Origin of the sequence: Paraburkholderia sediminicola (assembly GCF_046027355.1) — a bacterium.
Classification (GTDB): Bacteria; Pseudomonadota; Gammaproteobacteria; order Burkholderiales; family Burkholderiaceae; genus Paraburkholderia; species Paraburkholderia sediminicola_B.
Genome location: NZ_JAQQEK010000019.1, coordinates 1 through 22139, shown reverse-complemented (window position 1 = coordinate 22139; position 22139 = coordinate 1). Strand labels below are relative to the sequence as shown.

Here is a 22139-nt window from a genome sequence, read left to right as displayed (position 1 = left end):
GCAAACAGTTATAGACACGCCTCAAACGAGAGACTTCTCGCTCGTTCAATGTGAGGCTGGCGATCTAACCCTCAGTCTAGATGCTATGCGTGAGGGCGGCGACAGAAAGCCCGACTGCAGCAAAACGGGACTTGCACGCTCGTTTTTTCCGAAGGAGCACACAAATGGATACGTCTGACACAGCCCTTCGTGGGCAGAATACGACGGCAGGTGGCCGCCTGTTACATGGCTTTTGAACTGGGAAAAAGAACTGGAAGCTCTCATTGGGTGATAGCCAGCGCGCTCCCATCCGCTGTATGGTCGCGGCCGGTGATGCCATAGCGGCTCTCACCACTATCGCCAACGCTAGGGCGCGTAGCCATCTCGGCGTCGAGGCACCGGTCTTCAGCTGTCATTAAGCATGCCGCGACTGTATCTGGCTGCACCGTTGGCTGATTTGAACAGGGCATCGTCGATCCAGCGGTGAATTCTGCCAGTATCGAGGTGAACCGCCGTGCGCGTCGCGCCAAGACAGATCGGCTTGACAGCGACAAGCTGCTGTCGATGCTCATGCGCTGTTACGCTGGCGAGCGGCAAGTGTGGGTGGTTTCAGTCGGACCATGCAAAAAAAGCAGTTTGTGGTTGATCGGCTGAGTGCAAAAAAAAGGTCCATCAAACTCTCATTGAGCTGATTTCAAAGCTGGTCCAAGCACCGAAGCACTCCGGCCGGATACAGAGATGCAGCGCGACCTCTGTTTATCGGATTCCACAACAGCGTTGAAAGGGGGACGATTTATATAGCCCGGCATGACTCGCGCTCGGCTGCTCGACCGGTGGGCATCGGCATCGAGGGTTCGCGGCGGCGGCGACTGCACGCGCATTGCGCTCGCGTCACAGGATGCGTGCCAGGATCAGATCGACATGTAATCGGTACGTGCTCGAACCGCAGGCCGAAGGCTTCCGCAACTAGCCGATCTCCCAAAATGTGACGTGAAAGATAGAGGATTTTCTCGTGCGCAAGTAACCGATGGCGGGCCGCAAAGCACGACGCTTCCGAAAATTGGAATACAAATGGGATATCTGCGATAAACGTCTCGATGTAACGCAAACTGCATAATTCGGATCAATCGATGCGAGGCGCATTTGCAAATGCTAGGCCGCACTGTCTTTGCTCGCAAAAAGCATAGCAAGGCGTTCCACGCCGTATTAAGATCTAGCATCCTTCTGGCCTACCTGACCGGCGGAGACCATCTGGTAAATAAAAACTGTCTTTGTGGCATTTTCGATTCAGGATGAATGAAGGCAGCGAGATTTTTTAAAAGATAATCTCCAAATGCAAGATTTCCTGCTGAATCTCGATATGTCGGTTAAAGAAGCGTATGAAACAGGCTGCGAGGAGAAGGCTCCCGCACGAATCAAGAGGTCAGATGTGCTCATGTCAAGATGACAGTATCTGAAAAAAGAACCACTCAGATTCGATTGGATATAAACTTTTAAATAAACGAAAACCATGGCTACAGTGAAAATATTCATTTCCCATCAGAAACAAGATTCTTCCGCTGCTTTGCGGGTTCAGAGCTATATGAAGAACTCACACGATATTGACTGCTATCTCGATGTCATAGATCCAGACCTAAGACGGGGGGAGGAGATTGCCGATCACTTACGAAATGAGTTGAGTAAGTGCTCGCACCTTCTTGCGATTGTTTCGGAGGCAACGAAATTATCATGGTGGGTACCGTGGGAAATCGGGGTGGCGACGGAAAAGGATTTCCCGCTCGCGACTTTTGGAACAAACGTCGCCCTGCCAGAATATTTAATGAAATGGCCTTATTTGAAGAGCCAGAGTGACCTAACGAAATACGCGCAGACGGTCTCGGAGATGTCGCGTGAAACAAGGCTACTCGACGGCGTTAGCAACGAATCATTTAACACCGCAACCGCTAGCGTCGGGCGAAGCAGCACCCGTCGATTCTATCAATCACTGCGTTCTAAACTCGGGCAATAATCGGAATCACTAAACAGCGATAGCGGTGGCGCAGGCGGTCGACGCAACTCGGGATAGCTAATCGGGCATGACGGCCCCAAACCGGCGGCATTGCGTACACTGCGCGGATCACTGATGGCGGTCCATCCCCGCGTCGAGGTCTACCTCCTCGACGCGAACGGGACGCATCACGCGACGATGCGCCACTCGGGCATATCAGCCGCATGCAGGTCGACCTGCAACCGGTGTGAGGTTTTCTGGCCGACGAACCGTTGCCGATTCTAGGCGACGATCCGCGTAGCGTGCATAGTCGCAAGGAGTTCAGCGCCGCTATCGATGGCCGATCGAATCGGCCGGGCTTGCAGTGGCGAGAACTCAAACGGCAGGACCAAGAGCGGCGCGGACTCTTCGCGAATATCTCGCAAGCCGTTGAGTTAGCTGAATAGCTATCTGGGGACGTTTTCCTTGAACGACGACACGCTCAAGGGTGCCGAGTACCGTCGCTGTCTGGATTGCGCTCGCCCAAAGCGCGAAGACAGGGCGGCTCGCACTCGCTGTTCGATCTGGCGCGGCTTGAGCATGCGAACCTACAACTCACGCTCGAGACGTTTCCGCTCGGAGACGTCGCGCAGGACGTATTCCGGAAATTCGAGCTGGCGGCGCAGGCCGGCCGATCCGTTTTCAGACCCATATCCCGCCTCGTTTGTCGGCGCGTCTGCGCCAACCAGAGCATGATCAAGCGTGTGCTGACAGTCTGCTCGATGACGCAAATCCGGCATACGCCGCGACGGCGGCGAGGTCAGCGTCGAGCCGGCCCACGAGTGCGACAAGGTGAGCGTCGTGGTCAGCGACACGTGCCCTGGAGTTGTGCCCAAGCTTCGCGCTAGCTGAGCGAAAATTTAATGGCTAGTGATCAGTTCATGGAATGAATCATGGCGGTCACGAGAGCGCGCCTGGTTTTATGGTGTTTCAAGTTTTGAATATGCCCTTTGGATTGCCTCCAGCCGGATTTAGCATTCAGTAAAAGATTAAAGTTTTGGGTGGTCCGGCCGTTATGCCGTCAGTCGTTATCACGCGGATACTAGGGATGTCGCTATTCAGCAGGTTACTGTCGTTGACTTATCGTCCTGCAGCTTTGCCGCAGCGTGTCGATGAGATTGGCGATTACAAGGTGCGGTTCGCAGAGGCGATCAAATTCACAAACCGATGTGGATTCAAAGAACCTGCGGCGAAATGGCTGGATGGAGACGTTCTTGGTTCGGGCGACGTGCCGGTTCGTGAAGCGTTCAGTGCGGCCGGGATAGACGATCTGAGTTCGTCAGCGGGCCAATGTCTCAAGTGGTGCCATTATCTGCGACCGTTTCTTGAGCGCTCGCTCGGTATTCCGGTTCGCCTGACGATCGGGCAGTTATGGACCTCCGAGACTGTTGTCTATAACCCGACATGGGAAGATATCCGCCGCTGGAGTGAGAGCGGCATCGATCCGGTCGAACTCGCACGTGAAGAGCGTGCGGGTGTGAATTTTCATGCATGGCTCACCCTGGAGACGGGCGAAATTATCGAGCCGACAATGCCTAGCTCGATAGCGGTTGCGCGTGGTGGAAAATCCAGGGAGATGCTGGGTGGCATATCGTGGGGAAGGGAGCCGGGTTTTTTCGGCGGGCACCGGTACGTTCCACTAGCCGTCGGCAACGCCATCGCCGAGGCGATCGGCGGCAATCCTTTTTTCTATCTTCTCGCGCGAAAAAAGGAAGACCTGAATGACTACCCGCAGGTTGGAGTTCTTTATGCCATAGACTGAAACTGACTAATCGAGGTTGATGGGCACCAGCGGATCGAGAACGGCACAGGACGCACTTCATACTGAATCCCGCTCGCGAAAGGGCTTGGGCTGCTGAGCGGGTGCGCGCCGCCGGGTCGTGTCGAGGCTGCGGTGATGGTGAGGGCCGTCATAGAACAATATGTCAATAGCAAAGACTTCAGTTTTTATCGCTTCCAGATTTGCCGAGTTTGCAGCACTCCGTGAGCAGCTAACCAGAAAAGTCGCGAATCATCCGATCGCGGAATTTTCGCCTGTTGATCTGAACAACGGACTGGTCAGCCACCGTCCTCCGCTTGCAGAATGTCTCGCGCACGTTCGGAGGTCGGAATTCATGATACTGCTGCTGGGTGACGAATATGGCTCATTTGCACCGGGGCACTCAAAATCGTTTACTCATCTTGAATATGAGGAGGCCGTACGCGACGAAGCCGGTGTGCGTGTCCTTGTGTTTTGCATCGGCGAGCATTATCGCGACGGCCGTATCCGGTTCGCGCCGGCGGGTACCTCGCTGGGCGACTGGCAGCGGGAAGTCGACAGCCGGCACACGGTCGGATTCTTTGAGCCCGATGCTAGTGTGGAGCAGATTGCACAAGGCATTCTTGAGGCGCTGGTAATTGCACTCTTTGAACTTCGGTTCGGACAGTTGCACATTGAAGCCGCAGATCAGCATCGCGATCTTTTTGACGCCATTTCCGATGAAGGCGTACTGGATGACTCGGATGTCACTGCGCTTGAATCCCGCGAATTTGAATTGCGCGGGCTATCGATGATTGATGATCGTGCGGAATTTTCGGAAACGCGCGATGTGCTGATGCGGCCGGCGGCTGTCGCGGCCTACGAGCAACGTGAAGAAGCGCAACGGGCTATTTCGTTGGCGGATTATGGCTGCGCAATCCGGCATCTGCAGCGCGCAATCGAACTTCGGCCACTTGATATTCTCAGCAATTACTGGCTTGCCTCGCTCTATGTTGCACTGGGCAGAAAGCAGGATTGCGTCCGGGCAAGAGAGCTTAGTGAACGTGCTGCGCGCATGGCACTGGATCAGGGCTCCCGCGTACGCGCGTCGGCCTGCTACCTCTTGGCCGCGCGAGCCGCGCGCTTGCTGGAACAGCATGACGAAGCGGTGCTTTATGCGCGACAGGCGACAGAAGTTGCGCCGCGTTATGCAAAGGCCCGAATTGAGCTGGCCCGCTGCCTTGTGATCAAACGTGCAGATGGTGAAGCGATGAAGGAGGTCCGGATTGCCGGCGATCTGTATTTTCCCAGCCTCCGGGAGATATTCGCCGATCCTCAGCTTCGTTCGTTGCGAGGCACGACCAACGCGATGATCGAAAAAATGCGTCTCGAAATGGTCGGCAACGCCAACCGTATCCTGATAATCGAAGGTCGGCTTGCGGCCCTTGCTGGCAGTGCCGCTTCGACCCTGCTGGATGAAGGCGCGAGCCGACACGTGGCCATTGCGTCGGCCCGGCAATCCGCGTCGAAGCAGTACAGCTGGGTTTGTCGTCTGGTTCAGGATGCGCAAGGTGCGCTTCAGAAGTTGTCGTCCATACAGGGGTCAGCCGCTCACGCGCTCGACAAAGAGATCGTGCAGCTGGAGGAGCTGGGCAGAGCGGATTCGTCACTTCTCGCGCAGCAGGAGTCGGTGAACACGAACCTTTCCGGTCTGAACGCTAAGGCCCGGACCTATTGGTCCTGCATTGCGGCCGTGGCGGCGCTGGGCGCAGCAATCGACTGGTGGCTGGATGGTAGGCGTGCCGGTGCTGTCCTCGGCGCGTTGCTCGGAATGTACCTTCTTCGGACGGGATACCGTGCAATCGGTGAACGCCGGCAGCGACTGCGGATCGTGCAGGCCAAAGTCCGTGAGATTCAGGGCAGGCTGCAGGGCTATGCAGCAAGAACCGCTAGCGCAAGGGCTGGCTTGGGATTGCTTGAAATCGAGGCGCGCTCTGCGGTTACCTGTGCGAGAGACGCCCTGGAGTTATTTGAGTCCGGCTCGTTGCGCCAACCGATTGGACTGCTTCCATTTGCTTCACTTTTCTCGGGCAAAGCCGGGGATGTGGTGCGCGTCTGGCGGAAACAGCTTGATGCATTCGGTGATAAGTCAGGGCGCACCATGGTTATCGAGGACGATCTGCCGGACTGGCTCGACAAGACGCATCCGCCCGATGACGCCAAACCACGACTGTACCGGGTTAAGCGCTCGGAAGGTTCACGGCTGGTACTCAGCCGCGCCACTGCCTATCGGTAAGCCAGACCTTGGCGATAGCCTGCCCGTTGCAGGGATCCTGCCGAGCTATCTCGCCAGTAACTATGGGACAACAATGACTGAAAGAGACTATCCCGCGCTGCTGCAGGCAACCGACAGCGCGAGGTCAACCTTGCGGACTTCGGAATCGCCCTTGCTGCGCCGGATGATTTTGTTTTTTCGCGTGACCGCACTTCCGCAACACCACGAGATAACGTGATTTTCGAATTGGGATTCTTTATGTCGCGACTCGGGCGACATCGAACGATTCTGCTTGTTCCACGACAGACCGAGATCAAGTTGGCGTCAGACTTCAAAGGACTGATACCACTTGAATACGCGAGCGCCCCTGATCCCAAGACGCGCGCCGAGTTGATGGGGCCGGCAATCGATCGCATCCGCAACGTAGTGGATCACCTGAAGGTACGGACCTCGTTCTCGCTTCCAGTAGATCCAGTTTTACCTTTCAGCATGAAAATAGATGGAAGAGGGCGTTGGACCGTGACCGCTAAGCGTCAGGGTCGACGATAAAAAAAGCAAACGGCAGGGACCAGAAATGCATTCGATCAGTGAAGATTCGCGCAAGGTATGTTTTGTTGTGATGGGGTTCGGCAGGAAGACAGATTTCCAGACAGGCAGGACGCTTGACCTCGACGCAACATACGAGTCAATCATCTCTCCTGCGGCAGAGGCCGCAGGTCTTCGTTGCATGCGTGCTGACGACGTCAAGCATTCGGGAGTGATAGACAGCAGGATGTATGAGCTTCTGCTGCGTGCTGAACTGGTCATCGCTGATATCTCAACGGCCAATGTCAATGCAATATACGAACTTGGGGTGCGCCATGCCCTTTGTCCCAATACGACGATCATCATGAGTGAGTCGGGCGGACGGCTGCATTTCGACCTTAATCACATCAGCACGTTTCAGTACACCCATCTCGGCGACGACATTGGCAGTCGGGAGAGTGTACGGGCGCGGCGCGCGCTTGAAGAATTGATCAAGGCTGCGCTTGAATCTGGAGAGACGGATAGTCCGGTTTATACCTATCTGCCCGGTTTGCAAAAACCTTTGATGAATGGTGAGCGATATCAGCAGGTGCTTGAAGAGACTGAAGTCGCGCAGGAAAAGCTGTCCGAGTTTCTCCATAAGGGCGAAGAGGCACATCGAAATGGACAGCATGCCGACGCCGTGAAGGCATATGAATGTGCGCTCAGGATGAAAACCAACGATACCTTCATCGTCCAACGCCTTGCATTCGCCACATACAAGGCGCAAAGTCCTTCCGCACTTGATGCACTGATGCGCGCAAGGGCGATCATCGATGCGTTGGACCCGGAAGTTTCGAATGATCCGGAGACGCTGGGAATTGCCGGTGCTATAAGGAAGCGGCTGTGGATTCAGACAGACGACCGGACGCAGCTCGATACCGCGATCCGCTACTACCGGCGGGGTTTTGAGATAAGGCGGGACTATTACAATGGCGAAAATCTTGCGACGTGCCTTGATTTGCGTGCACGGATTCAGTCGGAACCCGCCGAGGAACAGTTTGATCTGATGAGCGCGAAAAAAGTCCGTCAATTGCTCATTGAACTATTGACAGGGCTGATCGACGATCCGTCTTTTGGTGACCGGTCAGACCAGAAATGGATTTATGCGACGCTCTCGCAGTGTTCGTTCGCGCTGGGCGACAATGAAAGCGGCGAGCGGTACGAGCAACGTTTCCTTGATGAGAATCCGGCAGACTGGGAAGTCAAGACATTCACGGAAACAAAAGCGCTACTGGAACGCGCCGCAACGACATAAGATTCCAGTGCCGCCCGAATATCTCGGCCTCTGCGAACTCAGCGAACTGGACCGGTCAGGTAACTGGGCCGGCTTGAGCGACTGCAACGGGCAGAGCACAGGCTCCCGGACGGTGATATGGGATTGCAAGACGGCAATTTGGCCTGCCTCGCATCGTTTTTAGGTTTGATCGACGGGATAGAGCGTGAAACATGGATGGATGGTTTGGAACCACCGGAGTAATACGTCTATCCCGCTAGGTGACTGGCTAATGCCGGGTATTCAGGCAAAAAAATGGACTGGTCGATCTGCCGTCGCCCAGCGGCAATGTACAGGAAACGCAGAGGGAACGTCGGCGTGCAGCACTGATAGTGCTGCGGAGCAAATGTGTGAACGTCGAACGGGCCAGAACGGCCGAGTAGCAAACTTGTGAATGTGCGATTCAGGGGAGCGAATTTGTGAATAAAGCACCATGAGCAGGAGGTACAACTTGATGCTGTTATTTTCGGATGAATATCCGAAAGCTATCAGGTAGCTATCGACTGCCTCGTTGACGCTTGTGCAGCCACCGCTCGCGTTACGGTAGCCCCGGTGGCATTCATGCCGTGCATCACTGGAACTGGGTCCAGGTGTGCTCTTCGCCCACCGCGTTCCACACCGGATCCAGTGCGGGACGAATCATCTCGAGCGGATCTTGCCCGAAATCTTCAACGTACACCGGGGCGGACAGAATCTGGGTAAGGTGAGCCGGCAATGGCGGAAAGCGGGCAAACTCGAGCGGCGGCTGGAAGCCTATGCGCAATGCATTGGGTAGATGCAGCAGGCTCACGAACACGTAGGCCGGTGGTGGCAAATCAAGTGTGGCGAAGGTTTCGAAGACGGCTGGCAGCGCTTCCTGGGCGAGAGGCAGCTCGTACTGACTGGGATACAAAGCCGAGATTCGATCACCTTCATTAGGGAGTAGGTGCGTCGTGAGGCATCCGGCGAGTTCGACGCTGCCGTCACGGAACAGCTGCGCGTACCCACCGACCCGGTCTTCGGCATTTCTGTCGGCCGGACAGATTATGCCCTCGTAGTTGACCTCCGCAGTCCTCAGCGGGTTTCCACGGGCAACCGTTGCCGCCATCAGGTGTCGCCCGCTGGTCTTCAGCGCCTCGACCGGGTGGGCGCTGCGCCGGGTAAGCGCAGCGAGTGGCACGGCATGGACTGCGATGAGCGGTGCCAGTTGCAGCGGCCTTGGGCTGCTCCCTGCTTTCAGTGCCTCAAGTCGTCGGTCACGGAAGGCGAGCGCACGGTCAGCCAGCGAGTCGGCAAACGCAAAAGCGGTGCGGATGGCGTGGATGTCCATGGTTTCCTTGCCGACGGAATTGCGCAGGTAGAAGTGATTGTTTCGCAGTACCCGATGCGGCGCGTTCGGGCTCAGGCCCACGCGCAGAACGATGACGTGCCCGCCACCCGCGAGACGCACAGCGTGCGAGCGCAGGGTGGTCGTCACGCGCGGCTCAACCATGTCGCGCAGTGCGTTCGTGAGTTGCAGCAGCGCGGCGTCGGAATTCTCCAGTTCGACCGGGATGATCTCGTCGGCGACGCCACCCTGTTCGCGAATGCCAAACACGAGGTCACCGCCCACGGTGTTGGCAAATGCGCACACATCTTCGGCCAGTGCACGCCTGCCTGCGTCGGAGAGGTCGAGGGCTTCCTTAAAGTCTAAGGTGCGACCCTCGCGGGCAACGCCCAGCAGTTGCCGAATCGCTGCCTCGTCGATGGCCTCAATGCGCGCTTGCGGAATCATGTGAGTTCCTTTGCCAAATGGCTTGGTCCGCCAGGGCACCTTCGTCAGGCCGACCGTCAAATCGCGAGGTCTTGCGCTACATCAATAATAAGAGCGTCCTTGACCTGCCCATATGGCACGGCGCGACCCTCGTCGAACCCCGCCATCCTTTGCGTAATGATTCTGCGGAACTCCTCGATGTATGGTCGACGGGCCTCGTCGGACAGCGCTACGATGGCCTCGAGAAACTGGTCGGAAAAGTAGATTGAAATGCTTCGCGACCACTGGGTACGGCCCTCAGGTTGTCCGTGGAGAGGCCAAAGGACAAAGAAGTTGCGCGGGTTGAGCGAGTGAAATTCAGCGCCCTCCGGGAACATCGAGCGGATCTCGTCCGCGATCAGTTGTTTCGCCTCGAGATGAGCATTGCCGGGGCTATTCATGGTGGTCTCCTGTTGGTGGTCTGGGTGGTCTGCGTCAAGCTCGGTCGGGAAATCCTAGCATGACAAACAGGCGTATGACCCACGCGCCGGCGACGGGTCCGAAAAATCTGGGTGACCTACCCCGGTGGCCGTCAAGCACATTAAAATTTCGCCGGTCTACCCACCAAGAGGTGTTATCGATGTCCGGCTCTCTCATCAATCAAACGCCACGCACGCCTGGCCAACTCGCTTTGGAGCTTCACCGGACGCGAACGTTAACTCTTGAGACGGAGGTCGCTGGCGAAGACATCGCTAGTCTCACTGCATTTCTGGTTGATGATGCTTACAGGATTGAAGGAAACAAGATGGTCTTCGCGTCATTGAAGGAGCGGAACCGATTGGCCGCAGCGGAGATTTTTAAGGGGCTTACCGACGACGTTGCGACCGGATACCTTGTCGCTGCGGAGAGCCTGATACAGGACGAGCTACTGCACCCTGTGCACGCTGCGGCACACCTCGTTGTTTTATGCAGTGTGAATCGGGATGTCCTGCTGGACGCGGCGGCGTTCATCCAGTCGAGCGGAGAGAGAAGGCCGCTCGGTCTGGCGATGATGATGGGCGAAGCGCTGACTGAACTGCCCGCCATTTCGGCGAATTCACTATCCGCCTTTTGCACCGCGCTGCAAGGGGCTTACGATGGCAGCATGATTGCCACGCCGTTTTTTGAGAAGCTCGTTGCGGCGCTGGCCTCGCGGACTGAGCTCTGCTCCGAAGTTCTCGAAATTTGTGCATCCGCTCCGAGCTCAACAAGTTCCGACCTGCATCGTGCGGCGCTGTATGCACTGGGGACCAATGATAGCCAGTCAGTGTTTGATAGCGTTTCGGCCGGCGTACGCGGTGATAGCGCCGTAACGCGCGAGGTATGCATGTGGATGCTCGGACGTTTATGCACCAGCAGAAATCTAACCGACGAACAGGTTCGGGCAATCGAGGAAAGTCTCGAACCGTACCTTGTCGACGCGGGCACGGATTTGCATGCCGCAGCTTGTCAAAACGTCGTATGCGGCCTTCCCGAATATGAATTGTGTCGCGATACCTGGAGGCGGTTGATGGAAACCCGGGATATGACGGCCATCAAATCGCTTGCATCGGGACTGTTCGCAATCTCCCGCTCCACGGAGCCTCTGGAAGCTATCCTTCCTCTGGTAGGCGACTGTCTCCCGCTGGGTATCGAGGATAGTGACGAACTCGGAAGTGTTGATCATGTTCTCTGTCTGCTCCTCGGCGGCTCCGCTGTCGAGCAGGTCATCGGCTGGTTTACCAGGTGGATTCGTGAACACGGTAGCGGTGTGTTTGGGGACTCTGATTTCGCAAGGCTCTTTCCGCAAACGGTCCATTGGTTGATGGGAGAGCCTGGTGCCTTCGGAAAGCTCGTAACGAACTGGCTGCTTGATGACGAGCGTAACCCGGCCGCCGCGGCCGGAGGGTTGCTATCGCACGCGGTAGTGCATGGCAAACCGGGTGTACCTCTCGACATGCCCACAGCTGACTCGCTCGACGCACAGGGATTGGTTTTTCTTTACCGACGCATTCTTGGTTTTGTGCTCCAGGAACGACAACTTCTATCCCTTACTTTATCGCTTCTCCGGATCTCCAATGCGAAGGAGCGGACATTCCAGCTTGTCAAGGAAGCGCTGGTAAGCGAAGTCGGCTATGACTATCCGGACCAGACGCTGGAGGCCTTGGTGGCATACCGGGCACTTGTGCTGATTTGAGCGAGGTAGAACTGATCGACGAGGTTGTGCATGCGATAAAGGCGAATGAGGAGGCACTCACCACACTACCTGTCGCGAACGAACTGATGCCGCCGGTTCGCCTTTCACGAGATTTCGCGCTCGCCCGCGCAAAAGAAATGGAGCGCGCAATGAGGGCGGCGCGCAAGGAATCGGTGTGGGCGCAAATTGTCCACACAGTGCCTGTGAAAGGCGGCACAGGCTTCTTCAGGATGTTCGATGGTGCTTACCCTGCCGTTACAAAGATGACGACACAACGCATGACGGCTGCCTTGCCGCGCAGGGACGTACTTGACCCTGTCGGGCAGGCCTACCGACGCTTGATTTTCCAAACCGCACGGAGGGAGAGCAAATGAGGCTTATTATTTCCAGCTTCCTGCGTACGTTGCGGGAGCGTGACGAATTCGACAGGTTGCTTCCCGACCTTCTTTCCGCGATGGGATATGTGCCTGTAGCCCGACCGCAGACCGGCGTGCGGCAGTACGGCGTTGATTTGCCAGTCGTGGGTAAGAACCCGGTGGACGGGGTGGAGGAGCTGGTGCTGCTGACCATCAAGCAGGGTGACCTGGGACGGCAGGATTGGGATGGTAGCGCTCAGGCCGTCCGGCAGAGTCTGGACGAGATTATCGAGGTTTACCTTCCCAGAGATCTGGAGCCCGCGCATCAACCGCTACGTAAGCGAATCATTCTGGCGACGACCGGTGATCTGAAACAGGACACGCAACGTAATTGGACTGCGTACATTGAAAAGCGCGCAAATGAGGCTCAATTCGAGTTTTGGGGTGGCGATAAGGTCGCAGACCTGATTGAGCGCCACATGCTCGATGAACACGTATTCGTCGAGGACGACCGGACTAATCTAAGAAAGGCACTGGCATTCGCCGGCGAGCAGGAATACAGCCTTGCAGACCTGGAGCGGCTGTTGCGGCGCCAGCTCGGACTTGGCAAATCCGGTGAGCTTGATGGGACCGTCAAGGATGGCAAGCCGCTTGTGAAAGCGATTACCCGACTGAACCTCGCTTTGCACATGTTTGCAAAGGCCGCTCAGGACGCTGGTGACACGAGACAGACGCTTGTGGCAGCAGAGCTTTTCATGCTGAAGACCTGGCATCGGATTCAGTCATCCTCTGACCCAAGCCATCGGCAGGTGCGAGAATCCTTCATGCGGCTATCGCAAACCTATATGGATGTCGCCATGGCATACGTTAGAAAGATGGCGCCGTACATGATGGTCCGGGATGGCATGTCTGGATACACACGCGAGAGCGCTGAATACGGTGTAGTGCTCCTCGAGCACGTCGGGTTGGTGGCGACGACTGGGTTGGCAATATTCTGTCTTGCAGACGACTCCGAACACAAAACTGCCTGCGGCATCGCTGACCTGCTGGCAGCTATGTTAGCGAATATGCCTGCGACCGCTTCGCCCAGGCTCGACCGAAACGCCATTGACGTGTCCCTTGCACTTCTGTTGCTGACGATGACAAATCGGCATGCTGCCGCCTTGGGCTGGCTTTCGGAACTGTGCGGCCGCCTGCTCTTCTCGTTCAGACGACGACTCGATTTTCCAATCAGCAGCGATTCCTTCGATGACCTGGTCGAGTTTAAGGGAGGCCAGCACGACGAACTCATCGCGACTATGATGGGGGCGTCCTGGATGTCTGCGTACGTGTTGCTGTGGTGTGTTGCTCTTGGTATGGAGCGAGAATACGCCAATGCGGTGGAGTTGCTGCGGAAAGAGGTTCCTCAGGTGGTGCCTCAGGTCTGGCATCCAGATTCCGAATCAGAAAAACGGATGTTCTTTGGCCCGATACACACGACGACTGGAAACACGGAAATCATGGAGTTTCCGTCTTCGGCCGAGGCACTTCGCGAGCGGATCAACAAGTTTCTGGAGCACGACCCGATAACCAGCTTTAGCGAGGACGGTCAGGTAGGGTTTCATCCAATGGAGATGATCGCGTTCCGACACTATCGAACGCCGTTCCCTGTGAAGATTCTATATGGCTTATCGCGGTTGGGACGCGAAGATGCTGCTGAAGATTCGGCAGAGCAGCCGGAAGCCTCGCCGGGTGGCTGAGAGGATACCCGCTTGATTTAGGGCAGGCGTCATGTGGAACCGCCGCAGCCAGCACGATTGGAGCAAAGAATCGTCGCTATGGTCTGGGTCAGACGGCCCAGCGATGCGCGGCGTGTTAGACGATGGAAACAACAATGACAATTCAACGAATCCAGAAGCTGCAAGGCTACCGTATCTTTCGCGATTTTCGTTGGGAGGGGCTTCCTGACTTCGGAAGATACAACCTGATTTATGGTTGGAACGGGGCGGGCAAGACATCGCTATCGACTTTGTTCCGGTCTCTGCAACAGAGAGTGTCGCCTGATACGGGTGTTGTCGAGCTCGTTGTCGATGGAACCGTGGTGTCCGGTTCCGATTTTACTTCCGCGAAGTTGCCGGCCATCCGTGTCTTCAACCGTGATTTCGTGGACCGGAGCGTTTTCGAAATGCCGGGGCAAGCACTGCCGCCGGTTTTTTACATTGGCGAAGACAGTGCGGAGAAGCAGAAGCGAATTGCCGAATTGCAGGCCGAGCGCGATGCATTGAACGTGCAACTGTCGACAATCGAGAAGGACAAGAAGGCCGGAACCGAAGAACTGAATTCCTTTTGCACCAGTCAGGCGAGGGGTATTCGCAACCTGCTGTTGGGTGATTCACGTTACAACAACTACGAGGCCCCCAGATTCAAGGAACTGATGCAAAGGCTGAAGTCGGCCCCGGAGGCGCCGGTACAGCTGGAGGCCTCTGAAAGACAGCGCCTCGAGGAGGCGTTGGCGGGAACGCCTATGCCCACGTTGCCAGTTCCGTCGTTTGCAAGCATTAAGCTTGGCGAACTCACGGGCGCGATTGGCATCGAGCTGGAAAAGACGGTGGTGGCGAGCACTCTCCAGGAACTGGTCGATGCTCCTGACGTCGCGAGTTGGGTCGAGCGTGGCATGCGGCTCCACGAACATGGACAGACGCACTGTCATTTCTGCAAGCAGCAACTCGACCCTGCCCGGGTCGCCGCGCTCGAAGCACACTTCAATGACCATTTCAAAGCGCAGCAACAGCGTCTTAGCGGGCTTCTGTCTTCCGTTGAATCGCTTCGCGAGAAACCCCGCGCCCGAGAAATTCCCGAGAGGTCGGCCCTGTATCCGCACCTGCGCGAGGAATTCGACAAGGCCGTAGGGAAGTTGAAGACACAATCGGTGCTCATTGAGATGTATCTGGACCGGTTAAAGGACGCGCTTGAGGCAAAGACAAGTGACCCGTTTTCCCGGCTCGAACTCAAGAACTATCTGAGCGTGGTTGACTTTGAAAGCGACTCCGTGCTGGTCAATTTAGCGGAGATTGTGCTCAACGGACTGAACGTGATGGGCATCGCAGTCGGAATGGCAGGTGCCGATACGATCGTTCGCCTTGTTGAGTCTCACAACGAGTACACGGAAAATTTCCAGAAGTCTGCGTCCGCTGCCCGCGCCCAACTCGAAATTGACGAAGGCGTGAAGAGCTTCCCGGAATGGTCCATCCGTGAAAAGACGGTTGCAGATTTGACTATGTCAAGTGAGGATGTGCGAAAGAAGATTGACCCCATTACTAACGATATAGCGAAGTTGCAGCGTGAGATCAGGCAGCACCTGAAACCAGCGGAGGAGCTCAGTCGCGAAATGGCAGCCTATCTCGGGCGGGACGAACTGCGCTTCGAAACGAGGGATACAGGGTACGCCATCATGCGGGGGAGCAACCCCGCTATGCATCTGAGCGATGGGGAACGAACGGCGATCGCTTTCATGTACTTTCTCAAGACGCTGCGAGACGCCGATTTCGATATCAAGAATGGCGTCGTTGTAATCGATGACCCCGTGTCGAGCCTCGATGCAAATTCCCTATATTGTGCATTTGGGTACATGAAAGACCGGACGAGGGACGCAAAGCAGATATTTGTTCTGACGCACAACTTTGGCTTTTTCCGGCAGGTCAAGAACTGGTTCAACTACGCAGGAGGCCTGCGGGACCGTCCGTACGACCCTGAGAAGTCGAAGAGCGCACACTTCTACATGCTCGCCATGAGCATTCACGACGGCCAGCGGAACGCGTACCTCAGAACACTTGATCCCTTGCTGCACGAATACGAATCGGAATACCACTACCTGTTCCGGTGTGTGAAGGCCGGTGCTGAATCCGCGGCTCCGGCGAGTCTCGCTGACGTGTACGGTCTTCCAAACATCGCCCGCCGGCTACTGGAGTCGTTTCTCGCGTTTCGCGTTCCTGGGCGAGCAGGAAACCTTGCCCAACAGTTGGAGGCGCTACAAGGTGACCCAGCGGCGAAGGCTCGAGTCATCCGGTTCCTGCACACGCATTCCCACATGGAGCAGATAACGGAACCTGAGCATGACCTTTCCGTGCTTTCGGAGGCGCCCGCTGTGCTTACCGATTTGCTTGCATTGGTGCGGGCCAATGACACGCAGCATTACGACGCTATGATGGCCATTGTTTAACGTTCGTGATTAGACTATGACGGAAATGGGTGCCGTGCCTACACACGACGAAGAATTACCATCTGAAATGGCCAAGGTTCGTGAGACGGTCCTCGCTGCGATGGCGGATTTCGTGCCTGCTGGGCCTCCGGTGTCTCGCGAGGAGGCGAAACAGTTTTTTCTTTCCTCGTGGACCAAGGCCGGACGTGATTTGCCGCCGTACTATCTTGTCTATTTTCTGCTGGTCGACCTTCTGCGATTTCCCCATCTTGGACAGTGGGAAAAGGTCGCTTGGGCTGTACCGGTTCGCTTGCGCGGGAAGCTCTATGGAATTGAGCATCGGAAGATGGGAATCGGAGTCTTCGCACCGAATCCTGACCCGTCCGCAACACGCAGTACGAAGTCGAGCGAGGAGGCAGAAGCCGATGCCCGCGAGATAGTTCGACTCCTTAAGCACGCGGTGGCCGCCGCTGAACCGTACTTCGAGTGGCGTGCCAGGACCGCCGCGAAGGGACCCAATATCAACGTCGTGAACAGAAGTGCCGTACTGTTCGAACGATATCAATTCTTCCGCGAGCAATTCGAGGCATTGGGCTCAGAGGCATTGCGTCGACGTGACGAAATGACGAAGCCGGAGGAGGGGCTGAACAACCACAAGTTGCGCTTTTCGCATATTTTTCCGGGTCTGAGACTGAGGGACGAAGCGGAGTGGAGCGCACAGGCCGCGATAGAGGCGTTCTTCAGTTGGACCGAGCACGTATTCATTCACCTGGCCATTCTGCAGGGAAGAGTCGAAAACGGGGAAGAAGTCGCAAAGCTGGCGGAGGCCGACTGGAAGACGAAATTCAGGGCGGCGCTGGATATCGACGAGCCGACAATGAAGACTCACTATGACAACCTTCTTGCACTCCGGACGCAAATCCGGAATTTTATGGCGCACGGAGCGTTCGGAAAGCGGGGTGAAGCATTCAATTTTCACTCAGGAGCAGGGGCAGTACCGGTCCTGCTGACCAGGAATCCGAAGCATCGTTATTCTTTGACTGGAGGGCCGGAGTTTGACGAGAGGAGTGCCCTGCGGGAAATCGAACTATTTATCACGCACCTGTGGTCGGGCACGCGAGAGCCTGCCCGTGAGTGTTTGGAGAGTGAACTGCCTACCGTTCTCAAGTACGCAACCGACGGTACGTATGCTAAGGCCATGCGATCTATCGGATCAATGAAAAAGTTCATGGAAGACTATGCCGCGCGGCAAGAGCGAGCGGCAAATATGGATTGGTAGGGCCGGGCTGCCAGCGGGAGATCTCTTTGAATCTGATTACTGAAAACTTCCTCGACGAATGGGTGCGCGGTCACTCCCGCGAGGCGCAAGGGCTGGTAGTTGAGCTTGTGTGGCGTCTGGTGGCAGCATCTTCGCCGCGCCCAACAAACCGCCGATTTCCCCTCGGCGACAGTATTGGACAACACGGACCGGACGGCGAACTGAACACGGAATATCCGTATGAACCGTTCATTCCAGAGGGGCGGTCGTATTGGGAAATCGGCACCAGCATCGATGCACAGAAGAAAGCGAACGGTGACTACCTGGCGTTGACGAAGGCTGTCCCAGTTGAAGTGCGCGCGACGTCTACGTTTATCTTCGTGACCCCCTTGTCCGGCAGGAGAGATTTCCCGGCTGACTGGCGGGGAGAAAACCAGCTGGCGTGGATCGCACGGCGCCAGCAACGGGGCGAGTGGAAAGACGTTCGCATAATCGACGGCACAAAGCTGACTGACTGGTTGCATCACGTGCCGGCCGTGGAGCTATGGTTCGCGAAACAGCTGGGCATTGCCGTAGAGGAACTTGAAGTACCGGGTGAACACTGGCGGTTGCTGAAATCTGCAGGCGCACCTCCTGACCTGCCTGCGGAACTGTTTTTGATTGACAGGCAGGAAGCCTGCGAACGGCTGGACGCGGTTCTGGCAGATGAAGCAGTGCAGTTACGCCTTGAAACCCGTCATCCGGAACAGGTGATTGATTTCGTTTCTGCGTATATCGCAAGTCTCGAAGCGGAGCGTCAGGCTGATGTCGCTGGCCGCTGCCTCATCGTTTCCGGCCCGCATGCATGGAACGAAATCGTTTCGAGGCGCGAACCTCACGTGTTGATCGCGGATCCCACGCTTGATGTTTCCAGCGAGGGCGGCTCAAAGCTGCTTGAAAAGGCGCTAAGAGGTGGGCATCGAATCGTGTACGGCAGCGTCCCCGGAGGCGCCAGGCATTCGACATCTGTTTCATTGCGAAATCCAGAGCCATATTTGCTCGAGAGGACGCTTCGGGACGCCGGATTTGCCGATGAGCGTGCCCGTACTGTTGCTCGCAAGAGCTACGGCAATCTTGGAGTGCTGGTTCGTTCGCTGAAGGACGTGCCGACGACGCCGTCGTGGGCGAACGGTCCACGCGCGGCCGACTTGATGATTGCCATGCTCCTCGGTGGGTGGAACGAGAGATTTCCGGCTGATATCAAGGTAGTAGAGAAGCTGTCACGACGCTCGTATCACGATTGGGTAACCACACTTCGCGAGGTAGCGACGAAACGTGACGCACCGGTGACCCATCAAGATGGTGTGTGGAAGTTCGTTTCACTCAGCGAGGGTTGGGATGCGCTGGGCGGCCTGATTTACGACAGCCACCTCGGCGACTTTTTCGATGCTGCTGAAAAGGTACTCGGGGAGGATGACCCAGCACTTGGCCTAACGAAAGAAAGGCGAGCAGTCGCAGGACTGCTTGGGCAAGGCCTCACACATTCAGCGACGCTGCGTGGCGGCGTTGCCACGACATTGGCCTTGCTTGGTGCGCGACCTGATTCACTGACGTCGTGCGCCATCGGGCTTTCTGCTTCTGTCTCCTCCCGGATTGTGAGGTCGGTGCTCAAGGACGCTACTTCGAAACAATGGGCAAGTATCAACGAACTGCTGCCGTTGCTTGCTGAAGGAGCTCCGTTAGCGCTTCTGGAAAGCGTTGATGCCGCCCTTGGGGCGACCCCGTCACCGTTCGTCGCCGTGTTCAAGGAGGAAGACTCCGGCGTCTTCGGCCAGAACTACATGGCCGGACTACTCTGGGGGCTGGAATCCCTGGCGTGGGAGCGCGCCTATCTCGGGCAGGTTGTCGACTGTCTGGCAGAACTGGCAACGCTGGACCCCGGTGGGAGGTGGGTAAATCGCCCGATCAACTCACTGATCACAATATTTCTGCCTTGGCAACCCCAGACGTGCGCATCGTACGCGGAGCGGCTGTCTGCAGTATCTCTTGTCGCAAAAAGTGCGAGGCTGCAGCACGTCGGCTGGAAGCTGTTACTCGGGCTGATGCCAAACGCGAACACGTTTTCGAACGGTGGTCACAAGCCGACATGGAGAATATCAATTCCCGACGATTGGTCGGGCGCTGTCAGCGACCCGCAATACTGGGAGCAGACTTCAGGTTACATCGGGCTCGCGCTTGAGGTTGCTGCCGGAAAACCCGGCAGGCTTGCGGATCTTTTGGACCACATGGCCAGCTTTCCTCCTCCACAATGGGAACAGACGGTCGAACTTCTTGATTCAAAGCAAATTGCGGGTATGGCTGAACGCGAGCGATACGGACTTTGGCGACGTCTCGAGCAAACTATCTGTCAGCATCGACTAGTTTCCGATGCCGCATGGGCGATGCGGCCAGAGCAGCTTGATCGACTGTCAGTCATATCTCACAAATTGACCCCGCCGTCTCCGCAGATTCGAAGTCTCAGCCTGTTCGACCCTGACGATTCCACGAATCATGATGCGCCGGGAGACTGGCGTGCGCACGTGGCCAGTCTTGCGATGCGGCGGCAGGATGCGATTCGCGAACTGCTGGATATCGGCAACGAGACCCTCCTCACTTTCATATCGGAAGTTTCGTCACCCTATCTCGTGGGGACTTCGTGGGGCGAACTCAACGAAAGGTGCGACGATGGAGTCCTCTTGCCGCACTTTCTCATAGCCGGGTCCGAGGCGATGCAGCACGCCGCAAGGGGTTATGTCCAGGGGCGATTTTCGACAGGAGGTTGGCATTGGCTTGATAGCCTGTCGTGGGCTGATTGGCAACCCGCGGAAGTGGCGCATCTTTTCACCTATCTTCCATTCACGCCTGATGCATGGACGCGGGTGGAGGCAGGTGGCCAGTCCGTAAGCAAACAATACTGGCTGGCTATCAAGGTATGGCAGAACGTCGAACCGGAGCATACGCTTGAATGCGCACTTAAACTTTTAGAGAACGACAGACCCTTTGCTGCGCTGCGCCTTCTACATCGCGCGATGCGCGACAAGAAGCAGGTGCCCACCGACGTGTTGACACGAGCGTTCCAGGACGCGATTCAGAAGGAGACAAGCGTCTCCGACATAACACTCTACGAACTCGGAGAGTTGGTCCAGCAGTTGCAAGGTCGTACCGATGCTGACCCGGATGCGCTTTGCCAGATTGAATGGCAATTCCTGTCCGTCCTCGACTTCCACCGAGGAATGGCGCCCGTGGTATTGCACCGCCGTCTGGCTCAGGACCCTGAAACATTTTGCGGCTTCCTCAAACTTGCTTTCAGGTCGATTCATCACGCGCCACCGTCGGATTCGGGTGCTGAGACAGAGAAGCCGGAAAACGAGCAGGAAGAGCAGAGGGCCAGTCAGGCGTACCGTCTACTGACCACATGGCGAACTTGCCCCGGTGTCGGCCCGGACGGGTTCGTGGTCGAAGCAGACTTCCGGAAGTGGCTGGCAGCAATCAAGGCGAAATGTACGGAAAGTGGACATCTTAAGGTCGCATTGGCCGTTCTCGGCAGATGCCTCGCGCACGCGCCTGCTGGGCAGGGCGGATTGTGGATCGATGCGGTGGTCGCGGAGGCTTTGAACGAGCGCGATGCGGACGCTATGCGCGAAGGCATGGTCGAAGAGCTGTTTGGTTCGCGCGGCACCTACGGTTTCTCGGGCGGTGCAGAGGAAGCGAGGATTGCGCAGCGATATCGTGACCAGGCAGCAGCCGTGGCCACTGCGGGGTTTAACAGGCTGGCGAGCCACCTGCGACAACTAGCGGACTCGTATGCCTTGCAAGCGGAGCGTGATGAGAAGCGAGGTGCATCCACGGCGGAGTAGAGCTGCAAAGCCGTCCGGCTGGCGAAAAACAATTGTCGCGCCGTGCATGCGTTGATGCGTCCCAATAGCGAAATCGCCGGAATTTTCCATTTGACCGCAAGCTTGCATCGAAAAGCGCCGATTTTGGCTGGCCGGTTGCGTTGGAGCGCTCACTGGGAGGCAAATTTGTGAATATCGAAGGAAAACCCGCCCGCGTTCACATTTTAGCTCCGAAGCACTCTCATGGTTGGAAACATCGTGATCGTCAGCCGATTGAGCCGCTGGAAATTTCGCTGCACTCGCGCCGCCGAACGGCGATGTACAGAAATACCGGGGGAAATGTCGGCGGCTTCGTTGATGGACAGAAATCCGTATGGAAAAAGCCGAAACTGTCGTTTCCGTCATTTCCACCCTTGATTCTGTACAGACAGCCTGAATTACCACCCACATTTCTGTTCCATCGATTTTCTAATGAGCCAGAACCGGATATTTCTAAAAAGCTACTACACAACCTGTCATAGCCATTCTGAAATGTCGTAGTGGCAGCAAAGTAGAAATGTCGTATCCGGGGTTGGGTTTGACGTCAGGTTTGCCTCTGTCTTTAACGGTTTGAATCTCACACAGCGTTGAAGGACCGCGTGTGAACGGGCAGGGCGTGTCAGTCCGTTCAGGCAGATCCTGCAGACCGACGGCCAGGTTTGCGTGTTTGC

Annotated in this window: 14 protein-coding genes and 1 pseudogene; 12 read left to right on the top strand and 3 right to left on the bottom strand. The window is 56.5% G+C overall.

Features of this window, described 5'->3' with window-relative positions; genetic code table 11:
- The first annotated feature begins 1489 nt into the window (after positions 1–1489).
- On the top strand, positions 1490–1987 hold the full coding sequence (locus PQR42_RS28095; protein ID WP_408387391.1) for a toll/interleukin-1 receptor domain-containing protein: 498 nt from the start codon (positions 1490–1492) through the stop codon (positions 1985–1987).
- Positions 1988–2553: 566 nt separating this feature from the next.
- On the opposite strand, the gene PQR42_RS28090 is transcribed toward PQR42_RS28095, so the two are convergent.
- Positions 2554–2820 (bottom strand): hypothetical protein, encoded by a 267-nt coding sequence (locus tag PQR42_RS28090; RefSeq protein ID WP_408387390.1) that lies wholly within the window; start codon positions 2818–2820, stop codon positions 2554–2556.
- A gap of 233 nt (positions 2821–3053) precedes the next feature.
- Here PQR42_RS28090 and PQR42_RS28085 point away from each other — a divergent pair, with 233 nt between their 5' ends.
- The 4 genes and pseudogenes from PQR42_RS28085 to PQR42_RS28070 all read left to right on the top strand — a co-directional run bounded on the left by PQR42_RS28085 (position 3054) and on the right by PQR42_RS28070 (position 7840).
- Entirely contained in the window at positions 3054–3767 is a 714-nt protein-coding gene (locus tag PQR42_RS28085) for a hypothetical protein (RefSeq protein ID WP_408387389.1), read from the top strand.
- Positions 3768–3927: 160 nt separating this feature from the next.
- Positions 3928–6039 carry a DUF4062 domain-containing protein gene (locus tag PQR42_RS28080; protein WP_408387388.1) on the top strand — a complete coding sequence of 704 codons (2112 nt, stop codon included), beginning with the start codon at positions 3928–3930 and terminating at the stop codon, positions 6037–6039.
- Between the two features lie 129 nt (positions 6040–6168).
- Positions 6169–6567: pseudogene (locus tag PQR42_RS28075) on the top strand (TIR domain-containing protein); the annotation flags it as partial.
- 25 nt (positions 6568–6592) lie between these two features.
- A complete protein-coding gene (locus PQR42_RS28070; RefSeq protein ID WP_408387387.1) occupies positions 6593–7840 on the top strand; it encodes a TRAFs-binding domain-containing protein in 1248 nt (415 codons plus the stop codon).
- A 589-nt stretch (positions 7841–8429) separates the two neighbouring features.
- On the opposite strand, the gene PQR42_RS28065 is transcribed toward PQR42_RS28070, so the two are convergent.
- Positions 8430–9611, bottom strand: coding sequence for an AlbA family DNA-binding domain-containing protein (locus tag PQR42_RS28065; protein ID WP_408387386.1), 1182 nt, complete (start codon positions 9609–9611; stop codon positions 8430–8432).
- A 56-nt stretch (positions 9612–9667) separates the two neighbouring features.
- Positions 9668–10030 carry a hypothetical protein gene (locus PQR42_RS28060; protein WP_408387385.1) on the bottom strand — a complete coding sequence of 121 codons (363 nt, stop codon included), beginning with the start codon at positions 10028–10030 and terminating at the stop codon, positions 9668–9670.
- Between the two features lie 179 nt (positions 10031–10209).
- Between PQR42_RS28060 and PQR42_RS28055 the strand changes: the two genes are divergently transcribed.
- The 7 genes from PQR42_RS28055 (at position 10210) to PQR42_RS28025 (ending at position 21950) form a co-directional block, all read left to right on the top strand.
- Complete coding sequence (locus tag PQR42_RS28055) at positions 10210–11784, top strand: hypothetical protein (protein WP_408494064.1); 1575 nt, start codon at positions 10210–10212, stop codon at positions 11782–11784.
- The gene (locus tag PQR42_RS28050; RefSeq protein ID WP_408494062.1) at positions 11781–12158 is read left to right on the top strand and encodes a hypothetical protein; all 378 of its coding nucleotides are present in this window, start codon (positions 11781–11783) and stop codon (positions 12156–12158) included. Before PQR42_RS28055 ends, PQR42_RS28050 begins: the two co-directional genes overlap by 4 nt.
- Positions 12155–13879 carry a BAR domain-containing protein gene (locus PQR42_RS28045; RefSeq protein ID WP_408387383.1) on the top strand — a complete coding sequence of 575 codons (1725 nt, stop codon included), beginning with the start codon at positions 12155–12157 and terminating at the stop codon, positions 13877–13879. The genes PQR42_RS28050 and PQR42_RS28045 overlap by 4 nt, the downstream gene beginning before the upstream one ends.
- 134 nt (positions 13880–14013) lie before the next feature.
- Positions 14014–16338, top strand: coding sequence for an ATP-binding protein (locus PQR42_RS28040; RefSeq protein WP_408387382.1), 2325 nt, complete (start codon positions 14014–14016; stop codon positions 16336–16338).
- 25 nt (positions 16339–16363) lie between these two features.
- Entirely contained in the window at positions 16364–17596 is a 1233-nt protein-coding gene (locus PQR42_RS28035) for a hypothetical protein (RefSeq protein ID WP_408387426.1), read from the top strand.
- Between the two features lie 26 nt (positions 17597–17622).
- Positions 17623–21450, top strand: a complete 3828-nt coding sequence (locus PQR42_RS28030; RefSeq protein WP_408494060.1) for a hypothetical protein — start codon at positions 17623–17625, stop codon at positions 21448–21450.
- Positions 21451–21617: 167 nt separating this feature from the next.
- The gene (locus PQR42_RS28025; RefSeq protein WP_408494058.1) at positions 21618–21950 is read left to right on the top strand and encodes a hypothetical protein; all 333 of its coding nucleotides are present in this window, start codon (positions 21618–21620) and stop codon (positions 21948–21950) included.
- Positions 21951–22139: the final 189 nt, after the last annotated feature.

What these genes read in the sequence shown, in the direction of transcription:
- PQR42_RS28095 (WP_408387391.1), top strand. Translation starts at nt 1,490, where the DNA reads ATGGCTACAGTGAAAATATTCATTTCCCATCAGAAACAAGATTCTTCC.
- PQR42_RS28085 (WP_408387389.1), top strand. Translation starts at nt 3,054, where the DNA reads ATGTCGCTATTCAGCAGGTTACTGTCGTTGACTTATCGTCCTGCAGCT.
- PQR42_RS28080 (WP_408387388.1), top strand. Translation starts at nt 3,928, where the DNA reads ATGTCAATAGCAAAGACTTCAGTTTTTATCGCTTCCAGATTTGCCGAG.
- PQR42_RS28070 (WP_408387387.1), top strand. Translation starts at nt 6,593, where the DNA reads ATGCATTCGATCAGTGAAGATTCGCGCAAGGTATGTTTTGTTGTGATG.
- PQR42_RS28065 (WP_408387386.1), bottom strand. Translation starts at nt 9,611, where the DNA reads ATGATTCCGCAAGCGCGCATTGAGGCCATCGACGAGGCAGCGATTCGG.
- PQR42_RS28060 (WP_408387385.1), bottom strand. Translation starts at nt 10,030, where the DNA reads ATGAATAGCCCCGGCAATGCTCATCTCGAGGCGAAACAACTGATCGCG.
- PQR42_RS28055 (WP_408494064.1), top strand. Translation starts at nt 10,210, where the DNA reads ATGTCCGGCTCTCTCATCAATCAAACGCCACGCACGCCTGGCCAACTC.
- PQR42_RS28045 (WP_408387383.1), top strand. Translation starts at nt 12,155, where the DNA reads ATGAGGCTTATTATTTCCAGCTTCCTGCGTACGTTGCGGGAGCGTGAC.
- PQR42_RS28040 (WP_408387382.1), top strand. Translation starts at nt 14,014, where the DNA reads ATGACAATTCAACGAATCCAGAAGCTGCAAGGCTACCGTATCTTTCGC.
- PQR42_RS28035 (WP_408387426.1), top strand. Translation starts at nt 16,364, where the DNA reads ATGGGTGCCGTGCCTACACACGACGAAGAATTACCATCTGAAATGGCC.